The sequence below is a fragment of the Streptomyces sp. NPDC046831 genome, from assembly GCF_040645305.1.
Taxonomy (GTDB): domain Bacteria; phylum Actinomycetota; class Actinomycetes; order Streptomycetales; family Streptomycetaceae; genus Streptomyces.
The window spans coordinates 24,954-38,139 of record NZ_JBEYXZ010000002.1; the positions used below are offsets into that span (position 1 = coordinate 24,954).

The 13,186-nt window shown below is 76.4% G+C and carries 12 protein-coding genes and 2 pseudogenes; 6 read left to right on the forward strand and 8 right to left on the reverse strand.

What is annotated here, in order from left to right; genetic code table 11:
- Positions 1-43 precede the first annotated feature (43 nt).
- The 5 genes and pseudogenes from ABZ920_RS01995 to ABZ920_RS02015 form a co-directional block, all read right to left on the reverse strand.
- Entirely contained in the window at positions 44-1,675 is a 1,632-nt protein-coding gene (locus ABZ920_RS01995; RefSeq protein WP_361497702.1) for an NAD(P)/FAD-dependent oxidoreductase, read from the reverse strand.
- Positions 1,668-2,177 (reverse strand): SRPBCC family protein, encoded by a 510-nt coding sequence (locus ABZ920_RS02000; protein WP_361497705.1) that lies wholly within the window; start codon positions 2,175-2,177, stop codon positions 1,668-1,670. The genes ABZ920_RS01995 and ABZ920_RS02000 overlap by 8 nt, the downstream gene beginning before the upstream one ends.
- 128 nt (positions 2,178-2,305) lie before the next feature.
- Positions 2,306-2,461, reverse strand: a pseudogene (locus ABZ920_RS02005) (histidine kinase); the annotation flags it as partial.
- Between the two features lie 58 nt (positions 2,462-2,519).
- A complete protein-coding gene (locus tag ABZ920_RS02010; RefSeq protein WP_361497708.1) occupies positions 2,520-2,876 on the reverse strand; it encodes an STAS domain-containing protein in 357 nt (118 codons plus the stop codon).
- Positions 2,873-4,195: a GAF domain-containing SpoIIE family protein phosphatase gene (locus ABZ920_RS02015; protein ID WP_361497711.1), complete on the reverse strand. Its 1,323-nt coding sequence runs from the start codon at positions 4,193-4,195 to the stop codon at positions 2,873-2,875. Before ABZ920_RS02015 ends, ABZ920_RS02010 begins: the two co-directional genes overlap by 4 nt.
- Before the next feature lie 283 nt (positions 4,196-4,478).
- On the opposite strand from ABZ920_RS02015, the gene ABZ920_RS02020 reads away from it, so the two are divergent.
- Positions 4,479-5,027: an ATP-binding protein gene (locus ABZ920_RS02020; protein WP_361497714.1), complete on the forward strand. Its 549-nt coding sequence runs from the start codon at positions 4,479-4,481 to the stop codon at positions 5,025-5,027.
- A 207-nt stretch (positions 5,028-5,234) separates the two neighbouring features.
- Here ABZ920_RS02020 and ABZ920_RS02025 read toward each other — a convergent pair whose 3' ends face one another.
- Both ABZ920_RS02025 and ABZ920_RS02030 read right to left on the reverse strand, forming a co-directional pair.
- A complete protein-coding gene (locus tag ABZ920_RS02025) occupies positions 5,235-5,816 on the reverse strand; it encodes a hemerythrin domain-containing protein (RefSeq protein ID WP_361497716.1) in 582 nt (193 codons plus the stop codon).
- Between the two features lie 757 nt (positions 5,817-6,573).
- Positions 6,574-7,107, reverse strand: a complete 534-nt coding sequence (locus ABZ920_RS02030; RefSeq protein ID WP_361497719.1) for a MarR family transcriptional regulator — start codon at positions 7,105-7,107, stop codon at positions 6,574-6,576.
- A gap of 378 nt (positions 7,108-7,485) precedes the next feature.
- On the opposite strand from ABZ920_RS02030, the pseudogene ABZ920_RS02035 reads away from it, so the two are divergent.
- From ABZ920_RS02035 to ABZ920_RS02055, 5 genes and pseudogenes are all read left to right on the forward strand, one after another.
- A pseudogene (locus ABZ920_RS02035) lies at positions 7,486-8,238 on the forward strand (ribonuclease BN); the annotation flags it as partial.
- 461 nt (positions 8,239-8,699) lie between these two features.
- On the forward strand, positions 8,700-9,551 hold the full coding sequence (locus ABZ920_RS02040; protein ID WP_361497722.1) for an SDR family NAD(P)-dependent oxidoreductase: 852 nt from the start codon (positions 8,700-8,702) through the stop codon (positions 9,549-9,551).
- Between the two features lie 6 nt (positions 9,552-9,557).
- Positions 9,558-10,484: a DMT family transporter gene (locus tag ABZ920_RS02045; RefSeq protein WP_361497725.1), complete on the forward strand. Its 927-nt coding sequence runs from the start codon at positions 9,558-9,560 to the stop codon at positions 10,482-10,484.
- Between the two features lie 45 nt (positions 10,485-10,529).
- Positions 10,530-11,330: a polysaccharide deacetylase family protein gene (locus ABZ920_RS02050; protein ID WP_361497728.1), complete on the forward strand. Its 801-nt coding sequence runs from the start codon at positions 10,530-10,532 to the stop codon at positions 11,328-11,330.
- Between the two features lie 497 nt (positions 11,331-11,827).
- Positions 11,828-12,229 carry a hypothetical protein gene (locus ABZ920_RS02055; RefSeq protein ID WP_361497731.1) on the forward strand — a complete coding sequence of 134 codons (402 nt, stop codon included), beginning with the start codon at positions 11,828-11,830 and terminating at the stop codon, positions 12,227-12,229.
- A gap of 69 nt (positions 12,230-12,298) precedes the next feature.
- Here the strand turns inward: ABZ920_RS02055 and ABZ920_RS02060 are convergent, their stop codons facing one another.
- Complete coding sequence (locus ABZ920_RS02060; protein ID WP_361497734.1) at positions 12,299-12,637, reverse strand: plasmid stabilization protein; 339 nt, start codon at positions 12,635-12,637, stop codon at positions 12,299-12,301.
- Positions 12,638-13,186: the final 549 nt, after the last annotated feature.

Below are 13,186 nucleotides of genomic sequence, written 5' to 3' on the forward strand. Positions count from 1 at the left end.
TGCTTCCCTCCGGCGGAGGGTGACGGATGCGCCGTCGCGGCGGTCAGCCCTTCCGCCGCGACCTGTCGCCGATCCGGTCCCGCTGGGCGAGCGCGCGCTGCACCCGGCTGCGGCCCGGGGGCAGACGCCGGCGCAGTGCGGCGCGGGCCGCGTTGGCGCCCGGCGCCCCGTGGACTCCCCCGCCGGGGTGTGCGCCGGCGGAGGCGAGGAACAGGCCCGGCACCGGTGTCTCGGGCCGTCCGCTGCCGGGCAGCGGACGGAAGACGAGCTGCTGGTGGAGGGCCGTCGTGCCGCCGTTGATGGCGCCTCCCCACAGGTTGCGGTCGAGCGACTCGAGCGTGGGCGGGGCGAGGATGCGCCGGGCGCGGATCGTGGCGCGGAAGCCGGGCGCGAAGCGTTCGACCTGGCGCTCGACGCGGTCGGCCATGATCTCCTGTTCCTTGGTGTTCCAGGTGCCGGTGAGCCCCTCGTCCCCGGCGTCGCCCTCCACTTCGTGCGGCACGTGGGTGTAGGCCCAGGCGGATTCGGTGCCGCGGGGTGAGCGGGAGGAGTCCGAGGTCGTCATCTGGCCGAAGAGCGAGAAGGGGCGGTCGGGAATCTGGCGGGTGGCGATCTGGGCCGCGAACCGGGTGAGCTCGGCGGTGCCGTCGGCCAGGTGCACGGTGCCCGCCCGGGACGCCTCCTCGCTCTGCCAGGGCACCGGGGAGTCCAGGGCCCAGTCCACCTTGAAGGTGGCGAAGTCCCACTGGAAGCGCTTGAGGTCGGCCAGTACCTGGGGGGGCAGGTGCTCGGGTTCGACGAGTCCGCCGTAGAGGGCGGGCACGGACACGTCCGCGAGGACGGCCCGCCGCGCGGCCACGGTCTCGCCGTCGGCCGTGCGGACACCCACGGCCCGGCCGCCGCGGACGACGACGCGGTCCACCCGCCGGCCGCAGTGCAGGGTGCCGCCGCGGCTGCGCAGCCGGTGGACGAGGGCCGCGGTCAGGGCGCCGGAGCCGCCGGCCGGGACGGGGAAGCCGTAGGTCTGCCCCAGCATGGACATCAGCCATCCGAAGCCGCCGCTGCCGGCGGCCTCGGGCGCGAGGTCGGCGTGCAGCGCGCTGCCCGCCAGCAGCAGCCGTCCGCCCTCGCCGTCGAACTCCTCTTCGCCGAGGCGGCGCACCGGAAGGAGCATGGTGCGGGCCATGCGCAGGCCGCCGGCGCCCCGCAGCCGCGCGGCCAGCCGGATCCCCGACCTGATCGGGGGGAACGGCGTGAACAGGGCGCCGAGCAGGTCGGGCCGCAGGCGGTCCCACACCTCGTACAGGCGGCGCCAGGCGTCGCCGTCCCCCGGCGCGAACGTGTCGAGGGAGCGGGCGGTGACGTCGACGTCGCGGTCGAGGACCGCGCACCTGCCGTCGGTCAGGGGGTGGGCCAGGACGTGCGGCGCGCGGCTCCAGCGCAGGCCGTGATCCTCCAGACGCAGCCCGGCGACGACCGGGGAGGCGGCCGCGAGGGGGTAGAACGAGCTGAACAGGTCGTTGACGAAGTCCGGGTGGACGCCGTTGTCGTGGCGCACCGCGCCGCCGGGCTCGGGCTGCTCCTCCAGGACCGCGACGCTCCAGCCGGCGTCGGCCAGGAGGTTCGCCGCCACCAGGCCGTTCGGGCCGGCCCCGATCACGACGGCGTCAGGCATGGCCGCCCTCCAGTCCGCGGAGCCCTGCGGTCGTTCGCGCGCCGCTCCCGCCGCGGCGCCCCGCGCCTTCGGCGTCCTTCTCACACACGTCCGCGAGCCGGGCGAGCATGGCGCGGTGCCGGATCTGGATCAGGCACTCGATGCCCGCGTTGTGCAGGGTGCCGCCCGTTCCCTGCAGGGGGTGCTCGTCCAGGAGGACCAGGCAGTACTCGCCCCAGCTTCGCAGTTCGACGGCGATCCGGGCGGTGCCCAGCCATCCCGCCTTGGCCTCGAGTTCGAGGACGGAGCCTTCCACACAGCGCCGCACCACGGTCCGGTTGGTGAGCCGGGCGGGGCCCAGCCGGACCTCGTACTCGAGGGCGGCGCCCACCTCCGGCCAGTCCCCCCGCACCTCGTGCGACGCAGCCGTGCCCACCACCCATTCGGCGTACCGATTGCCGTCCGCGAGGACGTTCCATACCGTCCCCGGGTCGGTTTTGATCAGCTGGTGACGTATGGCCACGTCCGGCCTCCCGCGGCTGTCGAGGAACTGTGCCCGCCGAGTGCCCCGGCCGCTGCGGATCAACCGGGGCGCCGGCGCGCGGGCGTGCTCCCCCGAGGACAGCGGGCGGCCCGGACCGCCGTCAGCCGGCCGATGCTGCCCTGCATGCGCAGCAGCGGTGCGCAGTGGGTCTCGCGGTGGGCCCGGCCGGCGACGGTGAGCGGGTCGGTGAAGCGCTTGCGCCCGACCACGTCGTCGCGGTCGAGCCCGAGCCGGTCCAGCAGGGTGGCATCGATCTTGCAGACGCCACGGTGCGGTGGCCCGGCAGGGACTGCGGGCACGGGTCCGCGGGCGGACGGACGGTCACGGCCGCAGCGCCTCGACGGCTCCCTCGACGGTGGGCTCGAAGGTGAAGACCTGGTCGAGTCCGACGATGCGGAAGACGCGCATCAGGTCGGCGCTCAGACCGGCCAGCAGCAGCGGCACGTCCGCCGCCTGCGCCCGGTGGTAGCCGGTGATGAGCACCGTGATGCCGGTGGAGTCGCAGTAGGTCAGGTCGGACAGGTCGATCACGACGCCCTCGGTGCCGAACGGCGTCTCCTCCAGGGCCTGGGTGAGGCGGGGCGCGGTGTGGTGGTCGAGCTCGCCGGTCACGGTGAGCACTGTGACGCCGGAGGGGTGCTTCTGTCGGGCGACGGTCAGGGTGCGGTCGGCGGTCACCGGTTCTCCTGTGCTGACGGGGTGGTACGGCGGACGGGAACGTGCAGGGCGAGCAGCGCGGTGTCGTCGCTGACTCCCGCGCCCAGTTCGGTGAGGAGTGCGTGCACGGCGCCCAGCAGGTCGTCGGCTCCTGCGGGGGCGCAGGCCGACAGGTGATGGGCCAGTCCGTCCTCGCCGAGCATGGTGCCGTCGGGAGTGAGGGCCTCGGTCAGCCCGTCGGTGTAGAGCAGCAGGGAGTCCCCCGGCCGCAGACGGGTCGTGGTCTGGACGAACCGCGGTTCGGGCAGCATGCCGATCAGCTGGCCGCCGTCGGTGGAGACGGGCTCCACCAGGCCGCCGGCGCGCAGCGACAGGGCCGGCGGGTGGCCGCCCCCGGCCAGGTCGAGGGTGAACGACCCGTCGGCCTCGGGCTGGAGGATGCCGAACACGGCGGTGCAGTAGCGGGGCGCGTTGCCCTGGTGCTCGCCCTTGAGGACGGCGTCGAGGTTGGCGAGCACCGCGCAGGGGTCGGGCTCGTAGATGGCGGCGGCGCGCAGCGTGTACCGGGTCAGCGACGTCAGGGCGGCGGCGTCGGCGCCCTTGCCGCAGACGTCGCCGAGGAAGAACGCCCAGCGGCCGTCGTCGAGCGGGAACAGGTCGTAGAAGTCGCCGCCGACCTCGTCCACGGAGGCGGGATGGTAGGCGGCGGCCGCGTCCAGCCCGGGCACGGTGGGCAGGGCGGGCGGCAGCAGCGTCCGCTGCAGGGTGCGCGCCAGGCGCTCGGCGGCGGTGCGCTGGGCGCGTTCGGCGGCGATGGTGCGGGCGGCGGACAGCCGGAGCTCGACCTGCTCGGTGACCAGCGCGGCCAGGTCCTCCAGGGCGCCCAGCTGGTCGTCGGTGGGCTTGCAGGGCCGGGTGTCGAGCACGCTGACCGTGCCCAGGCGCTCGCCGCGGGCGGTGACGATGGGCGCAGCGGCGTAGAACCGGATGCCCGGCTCGCCGCTGACCAGCGGATGGGTCGCCGTCCGCGGGTCGGCGAGGGTGTCGGGGACGACGCAGAGGGTGTCGCACTGCGGGGCCGAGAGGAACGGGGGCCAGTCCCCGCCGGTCCCGGCGGTGCGGACCGGCCCGTGACTGCCCGTGGACCGCACCCGGTCCTCGCCCGCGAGCGCGACGCCGGCCATCGGGGCGCCGAAGAGCCGGGCGGCCAGGGACGCCACGGTGTCCAGCCCGGGGTCGGCCGGCATGTCGTTCGCGCGCTCACCGCGGGCGGCGGCCGGCCCGCCGGGCTCACCGACCATGGCCGTACACGACGCGAGGCCGGCGTTGCCTTCTTCCACCGTGGCTCGCGCCCCTTCCCGTCGCATCGTTCACACCCGCCGTCGGGCGGCTGCCCTATCCTACGGACCCGCGCCGCGGGACTCGCACAGGCCGCCGAACGGGTGGCCTCCGGTGACGTCGGGGAATCGGCACGGTGACGGGCCGGTGGTCGGGGCACTAGTCCTGCGACCGCCGTTCCCCGCGAGGTGCGGCGCGGCCGGTGAGGGCGCGCCGTCCCGCCTCGTGGTGCGCGCCCGCCTCCGGTGGGCCGGGGAGACGGCCGGTGCGAGCGAAAGGGGCCCAGTGGCGCAGTACGAGGATGCCGTGCGCGAACCGCCGTCGGGGGACGAGGCGGCCGGCCGGGGCGGCCGCGCGGTCACGGCCGACGAGTTCACCGCCCGCGGCACGGCCCGGCTCCCTTCCCACGGCGGGCACGACGACGTCGCCGTCCTCCTCCGGCGCCGCCCCGGGCCGCTGGACCTGGCCTTCCCCGCCGAGTCGTCGCAGCTCGCGCCCGTCCGCGAGGCACTGCGGGCCTGGCTCGACCACTGCCGGGTGCCCCCGCGGACCCGGCAGAACGTGCTGGTCGCCGCCGGCGAGGCCTGTGCCAACGCCATCGAGCACGGCCACCGGCACGCCCGCGGCGCCACGGTCCGCCTGCACGCCGATGCCTCCGCCGACGGCGTGCGCCTGGTGGTCGCCGACAGCGGCAGCTGGCGGACGCCGCAGCCCCAGGCCCGTCCTCACCGCGGCCGCGGCATGGCCCTGATGCGCGCGCTGATGCAGCAGGTGACCGTCACGCCCGGTCCGTCCGGAACCAGCGTCGAGATGCGTACGAGGATCACCCGATGACCACGCCGCTCACCCTGACTTCCGGCCGCCGTCCGGACGGCACCGCCCTCCGCGTGCGCGCCCGGCGCCGGACGCGGGGACACGCACGGCGCGGGGGCGCGCCGGACGCGGGGACGCGTCGGCCGCGGGAGCCGTGCGGTGCGACGGCTCCCGCGGCCGGGGAAGAGTGCGCTCCGTGCGCACTGCAGGACGAGTCGTGCCCGGGGTTCAGCTCTTGCTGAGGGCGTCCCTGGCGCGGTCGACCATGGAGGCGAACGGCCCGGTCAGCATCTGGGCCGTGGGCGACCCGGCCGCCATGGGGTGGGGATGCGTGGGCGCCATCTTCTCCACCGCCACCAGCCGCCGGCCCATCTTCTGCAGCTGGTCCTCGGAGCAGCCCGCCCGCACGGCCGGGAACTCCTCGTGCTCCTCCTTCTCCGCGTGCTGGAGGACGGACTGCTCGAACGCCGCCAGCCGCGTCTCGAAGTCGGCGCTTTCCAGGTCCATCTTCTCCAGCTCGGCCAGCACCTTGTTGGCCTTGGCCTCCTCATCGTTGCGGGCGTCGGCCTCCGCCTTGCCCGCGGTGTCCGCCGCGACCGGCCGCACGATCATCTCCTCGGCGGTCTCGTGGACCGCGAGCAGCGCGCGCAGGTCGTCGAACGTCCTCTTCCGCTCGTCCCCTCGGGACGTCTTCACATGACCGAACAGCTCCCGGATGCGGGCGTGCTGGTCGAGCAGGATCGCCACCACATCACCCTCGGGCAGCCGAGCGGCCTCGTCACGGTCCTTCTGTGCGTCACCCACAGTCATCGCTCCCTCAGTGTCGGTGGGGATCGTCGGTCGGTCCCCGGGACCGCCGCTACCCAAGTGACCCGGGGCGGGCGGGAGAAACAGCGGACTTGCCGCCCGGACGGCGTCGGACGGCCGATGCGGCGGCGGTGCCGGGGCGGCCCTCACGGTGGCCCGGCGGCACCGGGCCCCCGGCCTCGCACGCCCAGCGCACCCCGAGACGGCCGGAGCCGACTTCCGCGTGGGCCGGCCCGCAGGGCCGGGCGCTCGCGCGCCGAAACACCGGCACGCGCGGAGGGCTCCCGCGCCGAGCGCAGGCCCGCGCGCAGCATCCCCGTGCCGCACGCCGGCCGCGCGCAGCATCCCGTATCGAACACCAGCCCGCGCGGAGCGCCCCGCGCCGAAGACCGGCCCCCGAGGCGTCCCCGTGGCGGACGCAGGCGCGGCGGCCCCCCGTATCGCACGCCGGCCCGCGCGCAGCATCCCCGTATCGAACACCAGCCCGCGCGGAGCGCCCCGCGCCGAAGACCGGCCCCCGAGGCGTCCCCGTGGCGGACGCAGGCGCGGCGGCCCCCCGTGTCGAACACCGGCCCCGCACGCTGGACACCCCATGCCGAACGGCCCGCCCGCCCGAGGCGTCCCCGTCCCGAACGCAGGCGCACGCGGGGCGTCCCCGCACCGAACACCGGCTCCGCACACGGAACGCCCCATGCCGACGCCCACCCGCCGGAAGCGCCCCCGTACCGAGCACCGGCCCGTGCACCGGGGCGGACCCGCGTCAGGCCTGCCGCTTGATCCCGTCCGTCCAGCCCAGCGGGTACACGTCCGCGTCGCGGGCCGCCGGTACCGGGGGCTCGCCGCCGGCCTCGTTGAAGGCGGTGAGCGCCGTCACCAGGGCGGCCCGCTGCCGCGCGCCGAGCCGTTCGACGATCGTGGCGATCTCGGCGCGCCGCCGGGCGGTGACGTCCGCGACCGTGTGCCGTCCCTCCGCGGTCAGCCGCAGCAGCGTCTCGCGGCGGTTGTCCGGATTCACCTGACGGTCCGCCAGCCCCGCGGCAATGAGCCGGTCCACCATGCGCATCGCCGTGGAGGGCGCCACCTGGAGCAGGTCGGCCAGAGCGACCAGCTTCGTGGCCCCGCGGGTCGACAGCACGACCAGCATCCGGAACTGCGCGAGCGTGACCCGGTCCTCGACCGCTGCCAGCGAGCGGGCGGATACCGCCACGAGCAGACGGGAGGCCGTCAGAACCGCCCGCGTCACCGCGTCGGCATCGTCCACCACGTCCCCGACGAGGACCTCATGTTCCGTCATGCATCCTTTGTACCGCCTCCGCGGGCCCCCGCCGCGGGCTGATCGGACCGGATCCGGCACCGTATGGCCCTTGACACGTACGCGACGGAACGGGCAGGGGCACGGGCCCGCGGGCCGCCTCTGCCGCTGTCCGCCGAACGGGTGGTTTCCGGGGCGGCCCGGCGGAGCGGGCCCCGGGCCGCGACGGCCCCGTGCGCGCCCGCCCTGGCCCGGGTGGGCCCGGCTCGGCGCCGGGCAACGCACCCGCCGGACGGTGCCCGCCGTGAGGGCCCACGCCCGGCCGCGGACGTTTGTCCGGGCGCTGCACGGTGACTCTGCCCACGACGGCGGGCCATCCGAGGTCGCACTGAGGAGCATCCCGTGAAGCGGTACCGGCGCATGCTCCACCAGCTGTGGGACCGGCTCGCGGCGTACGCGCTCATCCGGCACGGCCGGGAACTGGAGCTCATGCACCGGGCGATGGGGTTCGCCACCCTGGCCCTGGTCACTCTGGCACCGCTGCTCATCGTGGTCGCGGCCGCCGATCCGCTCGGGCACGGGGGCTTCGCGTCGTGGCTGGTGGACGGCATGGGCCTGTCGGGGCGGGCCGCCCAGGCGCTCACCGACGTCATCAGCCCCCCGCTCAAGGTGGTCGGCACCACCAGCGTCTGGGGCGCGGTCGCGCTCGCCGTGTTCGGGGTGTCCTTCGCGGGCAGCGTGCAGAACGGGTACGAGAGGATCTGGCAGCTGCCTCCCGGCCCGTGGCACCGCGTCTGGCGGCAGGTCACGTGGCTGGCCGCGCTGACCGCCTACCTGTACCAGGAGGTGCAGACGCGGACCGCGCTGCAGGGACCGCAGCGGATCGCGCTCTCCACGGCGGTCGGCGTGCTGTTCTTCTGGTGGGCCCAGCACTTCCTGCTGGGCGGTCAGGTCCGCTGGCGCACACTGCTGCCCGGGGCGATCGCCACGATGGTGGGCCTGATCGGCCTGCGGGGCTTCTCCCACCTGGTCTTCACCTCGCTCATCGTGACCAACGCGGTCAGCTACGGGGCCGTGGGCGTCGTGCTGGTGGTGGAGTCGTGGCTGACCGGCGTCGGTTTCGTCGTCTACGGCGGCGCGATGGTCGGCCGCTGGTTCTGCGAGCACCACTGGTGGCCGGGCGGTGGGGACGGGCGTGAGCGCGGGGTGGCGCACCGCCCGGCGGGCGGGGTGGCGCGCGGGGTGCCCGGGTGGCCGGTCCGGGCGGGCCTCGGTGACGCCCGGCAGCCGCGGCGAAGGCGGCCGTGGCCCTGGACGGGCCCGGCCCGCGGACGGCCTCCCGGGCGACCGCGGGCCGAAGCGCGGGCCCACCTGGACGGCGAGCGGGGGACGGGGGGGCGCCCCTGACCCCCCGGGTCCGGACGGAGTGATCGGGTGGACGCGGGCCCGGCCGCGCGAAGCGCCGTCTCCGCGGCCGCGATCCCGGCCGCGCTTCCTCCCGAACCGGGCGAAACACTGACGTTTCGGCGCATGGCGACCGGGATACTCCTGGCCCGCAAGCCCCCTCGAACCGCGGGAGCGGCCGCCGGCCGGCCGTGGCCCCGCGTTCGCCGTCGCCGCCGAGGTCAGCCGCCATGTCCCACGCCTTCGCCCGCGCCGGGTCCGCCGGCGTGCCGTCCGTGCCCCGCTCGGCCGCGGCGACCGGCCCCGCACCAGGGCCGACGGGGCGTGAGCCCGCCGTCCGGAGGACGGCCCTCGTCACCGGTGCCTCGTCCGGCATCGGAGCGGCCGTGGCCCGGCGGCTGGCCGCCGAGAACGGCTGGCGCCTGGTGCTGAGCGGCCGTGACGAGCGGCGGCTGCAGCAGGTGGCCGCGCGGGCGCCGGCCCTGACCTTCGCCGCGGACCTCACCCGTCCGGGTGCCGGCCGCGAACTGACCGAGTTCGCCCTGGACCACGCCGGCCGGGTGGACCTGCTGGTGGCCGGCGCCGGCGTCGGCTGGGCCGGGGACTTCCGGAACATGCCGCCGTCCGCCGTCGACGAGGTCGTGCACGTGGACCTGCTGGCCACGATGCACCTGGTGCGCGGTCTGCTGCCGCACATGGTCGCGGCCGGCTCCGGACGGGTGGTGCTCATCGGGTCCCTGGCCGGCTCGGTCGGGGTGCGCGGCGAGGCCGTGTACTCGGCCGCCAAGGCCGCGCTCGGGGTCTTCGCCGACGCCCTGCGCTACGAACTGCGCGGCACCGGCGTCGGCGTGAGCCACGTGGTCCCGGGGGTGGTCGACACGCCCTTCTTCGAACGCCGGGGCAGTCCCTACACCCGGTCACGGCCGAAGCCGGTGACACCCGAACGGGTGGCGGAGGCCGTCTGGAAGGCCGTCCGCAAGGGCCGGGACGAGGTCTACGTCCCCGGCTGGCTGCGCCTGCCCGTCCGGGTGCGCGGTACGGCGCCGGGGCTGTACCGGCGACTCGCCGCGCAGTTCGGCTGAGCGGTCGTGGAAGCCCTCACCGTCGTCCTCGCGCTGTTCGCGGCCCTGTCCAACGCCTCTGCCTCCGTGCTGCAGCGGCGGGCCGCGACGGAGGAGGGCAGCGGCGGTCACGGGGTGCGGCACGCCCTGCGGTGGCTCGGCCGCGTACTGCGGCGCCCGCACTGGCTGGCGGGTGCGGCCCTGCTGGCGCTGTCCACCGTGTTCCAGGCCGCCGCTCTGGGAGTGGGCAGCCTGTCGCTCGTGCAGCCGCTGCTCACCAGTGAGCTGCTGTTCACCCTGGTGGTCGGGAGCATGGTGTTCCACCGCCGTCCCGACCGCCGGACCTGGCTGGCGTTCGCCGCGCTCGCCGCCGGGCTGGCGCTGTTCCTCGGCACCGCCTCCCCCACCGCGGGCGAGTCCACCGCGCCGGCGGGGCGCTGGCTGGGGGCGGGCGTGGGCGTGCTGGCCGCCGTGGCGATCCTCCTCGGCATCTCCCGCGTCACCCGCGGGGCCCCGCGCGCCGCGCTGCTGGGGCTGGCCTCCGCGGTGTCGTTCGCCACCACGGCCGGCCTGATGAAGGAGGTCGTGGGCAGGTTCGGGCAGGACCCGGCCGCCGTGCTGACGCACTGGTCGCTGTACGCGGCCGCCGTGACCGGACTCCTCAGCTTCCTGCTGCTGCAGAGCGCCTTCCGCGCCGGCTCACTGACGGCGTCCCAGCCCGCCCTCACCCTCGGCGACGCCCTGACCAGCGTGGCGCTGGGCTGGGCCCTGTTCGGCGAGCAGATCGCGCTCGGCGTGCGCGTGCTGCCCGAGATCGTCGGCGTCGTCCTCGTCGGGGCCGGCAGCATCGGGCTGGCGAGCACCCCGTCGGTCGGCGGCGAGTGGGACGCGGCGCCCGCCGAACGCGGCCGTGCCGGGCCCGGCGCCCAGGAGCGGGCCCGGCACGGCCCGTGAGCCGGCACCCCGGCCGTCCCCTCACATCAAGGAGGCAGAACACCGATGTCCCTTCCGTCCGGCTCGCCCCGTCGGTGGCACCCCGCGACCGCCCTCGTGCCGTTCGCCGCGGTCGCGGCGGCGCACGTCGTGCCGGCCGCCACCTGGCTGCCGGGACTGCGGCACCGCTTCTTCCCCGGCCTCGCCGGAGCGGGCAGCCCCGACCACGTCGCGCTCACCTTCGACGACGGCCCGGACCCCGCCTCCACCCCGTACTTCCTCGACGCGCTGGACCGGGTCGGCGCGCGGGCCACGTTCTTCGTGCTGGGCGAGCACGTGGTGCGGCATCCGGCGCTGCTGCGCGAGACGGCGCTGCGCGGCCACGAGGTCGCCGTCCACGGCTGGACCCACGACCGCCCCTGGCTGCCCTCGCCGGGGCGGGACGCGGCGGACGTCGCCCGCGCGGCCCGCGCGGTGTACGACATCACGGGACGCCGGCCCCGGTGGTACCGCCCGCCCTACGGCATCCTCACCGCGGGCCGGTGGCTGGCCGCCCGGCGGGCCGGGCTGCGCCCCGTCCTGTGGACCGCCTGGGGCAGGGACTGGACCGCCGACGCCACCCCGGGCTCCGTCCGCTCCCTGATCGTCGCGGACCTGCGCGGCGGGGGGACCGTGCTGCTGCACGACTCGGACCGGGTCTCGGCCGCCGGTTCCTGGCGCTCGGCTCTCGGTGCGCTGCCGGACATCGTCACCGGCTGCCGGGATGCGGGGCTGTCGGTGGGACCGCTCGCCGAACACGGGACCGGGGTGGGCCGCGTCCGCGGCGCGTCCGCCCGGCCCACAGCCGCGCCGGACGCTCCGGCCTGAGCGTCCCGGCCGGCAGCGGGCTGCATGCGGCTGAGGGCGGCCGGCCGCCGGGTGGTGCCGGGCGAGCGCGGCGAGGCGGTGCGGCACGCCGCGCGTGCGCCGACACGCCGGCCCGCGGCCTCGCCGCACCGGCCACCGGCGCGCAGACGACCCACCGTGCACCGGCCCCGTCCGAAGACGGGCCACCAGCTGCCGTCCGACGCCCCGGGGGACGGCAGGGCGCGGGGGGCGGCGGACGCCGGGTGTATCGGCGCGCCGGCCCGCGGCCTCGCCGCACCGGCCACCGGCGCACAGACGACCCACCGCGCACCGGCCCCGTCCGGACGGGCCGCCAGGTGCCGTCGAACGCTCCGCAGGATGGCAGGGTACGGAAGGCAGGGCGCGGCGGCCGAGCGCGGGTGGGTTCCCCGGACGGACCCGGGTCCCCGGACGGTCCGTGTGGGCGCCGTCCGAACGGGCAACTAGAGCATCCGCCTGCTTCGTCCCGGGAGCCCCCGATGTGGAAGCGCAAGAAGAGCGCACGGCGCGCCGCGGCACCTCGCCTCGAACTGTGCGACCTGTGTGCCGCGACGTTCCCGGCGGGTGAGGCGGTGATCGCCCATGTGCCGGACTTCTCCGCCGTGCACCCCGTCGACGAACGGTCCGACGGCATCCGTCTGCTCACCGCCTGCGGCGACGCCCACCTTGCGGTCCTGCGGGAGCTGTACCGGCGCCGTCCGTTCGTGCAGGAGGAGCTGTGGGCAGGGAAGATCACCCGGGCGCTGACCTCCGGCGCCCCGGCCCTGACCGTCGAACAACTCGCCTGCCGGACCGGCCTGCACGAGCCGCAGCTCCGCCGCGCCGTGGCGTGGCACAACCGGCACAGGCGGCAGGAGCGGGAGGAGCATACGGATCCGTGACGGCCGGGCCCCCGGGGCCGGCTCCTCCCGCCGTGCGGCGCGGCCGGCGGCTCCGCCCGCGCGGGCCGCTCAGTGGCCCAGGGCCCGGGCCAGCTGGTCCTTGTTCATCGAGGACCGGCCCTCTATGCCCTTGCGCTTGGCCTCGTCGTACAGCTCGTCCCGCGTCGGGCCGGAGCGCGAGGAGCCGCCGCCGGAGGACCGCGACCGCCCGCCGCTCCGGGAGGACGAACCGCCGCCCTTCCCCGAGCCGCTCCGGGAGGACTTCGTCTCCCCGGCCTGGGCACGTTGCTTGTTCACCGTGCGCGCGGCCATCTCCTTCGCCCGGCCGGCCGACGCGCCGCGCTCCTCCGCGCTGTCCTTGATGTGCTCGTACTGTCGTTCCCGCTTGGGACTCGATCCTGACGGCATGGGGAGAGCCACCTCCTCCTCCGGGCGCTGCCTCGGACCGGCAGCGCCGACTCGTTGTGCGTGGGAGTTTCCGCGAGGGCGGGGCCGAAACCGGCCCCGCCCTCCGCGTCACCCGGGTGGACCCCTCGGGGTGCGCGAGCCGGAGACGGCCTCGCGGAGCTCGAGCAACTCGCCCCTGCAGCCCAAGAGATCGCCCGCCTGACGGCGCTGGTCTGCCGTCAGGCGGGCGATGTTCTGGTGCCAGGCGACGGTGGTCCCCGGGCCACGCGCGGGAGCGGACCGCCCGGCCCGACGGCCGCCCACCGGCCGCCCCGTCCGCCGGAGGCGTCCCGCGTCCGGCCTCCGTTGCGGCACGCCGGGCGGTGCGCCGCGCCCGCACGACGGCCGTCCCAGCGCGGCGGTTCCCTCTCAGCCGCCGCACGCGGTCGGTCGGTCGCGGCGCGTCCCCGGCAGTGCGACGGCAGCCCCGCCGCCGCGCGGACGGGACGCCGACGACCTCCTCGCGGCGTAGACCGGCGGATCGCCGGCCGCCAGCCGGCGACCCGCCGG

Bases quoted from the DNA above. Each gene is read 5' to 3' on its own strand.
- ABZ920_RS01995 (WP_361497702.1), bottom strand. From the start codon at position 1,675: ATGCCTGACGCCGTCGTGATCGGGGCCGGCCCGAACGGCCTGGTGGCG.
- ABZ920_RS02025 (WP_361497716.1), bottom strand. From the start codon at position 5,816: ATGACTGTGGGTGACGCACAGAAGGACCGTGACGAGGCCGCTCGGCTG.
- ABZ920_RS02050 (WP_361497728.1), top strand. From the start codon at position 10,530: ATGTCCCTTCCGTCCGGCTCGCCCCGTCGGTGGCACCCCGCGACCGCC.
- ABZ920_RS02060 (WP_361497734.1), bottom strand. From the start codon at position 12,637: ATGCCGTCAGGATCGAGTCCCAAGCGGGAACGACAGTACGAGCACATC.
- ABZ920_RS02030 (WP_361497719.1), bottom strand. From the start codon at position 7,107: ATGACGGAACATGAGGTCCTCGTCGGGGACGTGGTGGACGATGCCGAC.
- ABZ920_RS02055 (WP_361497731.1), top strand. From the start codon at position 11,828: ATGTGGAAGCGCAAGAAGAGCGCACGGCGCGCCGCGGCACCTCGCCTC.
- ABZ920_RS02040 (WP_361497722.1), top strand. From the start codon at position 8,700: ATGTCCCACGCCTTCGCCCGCGCCGGGTCCGCCGGCGTGCCGTCCGTG.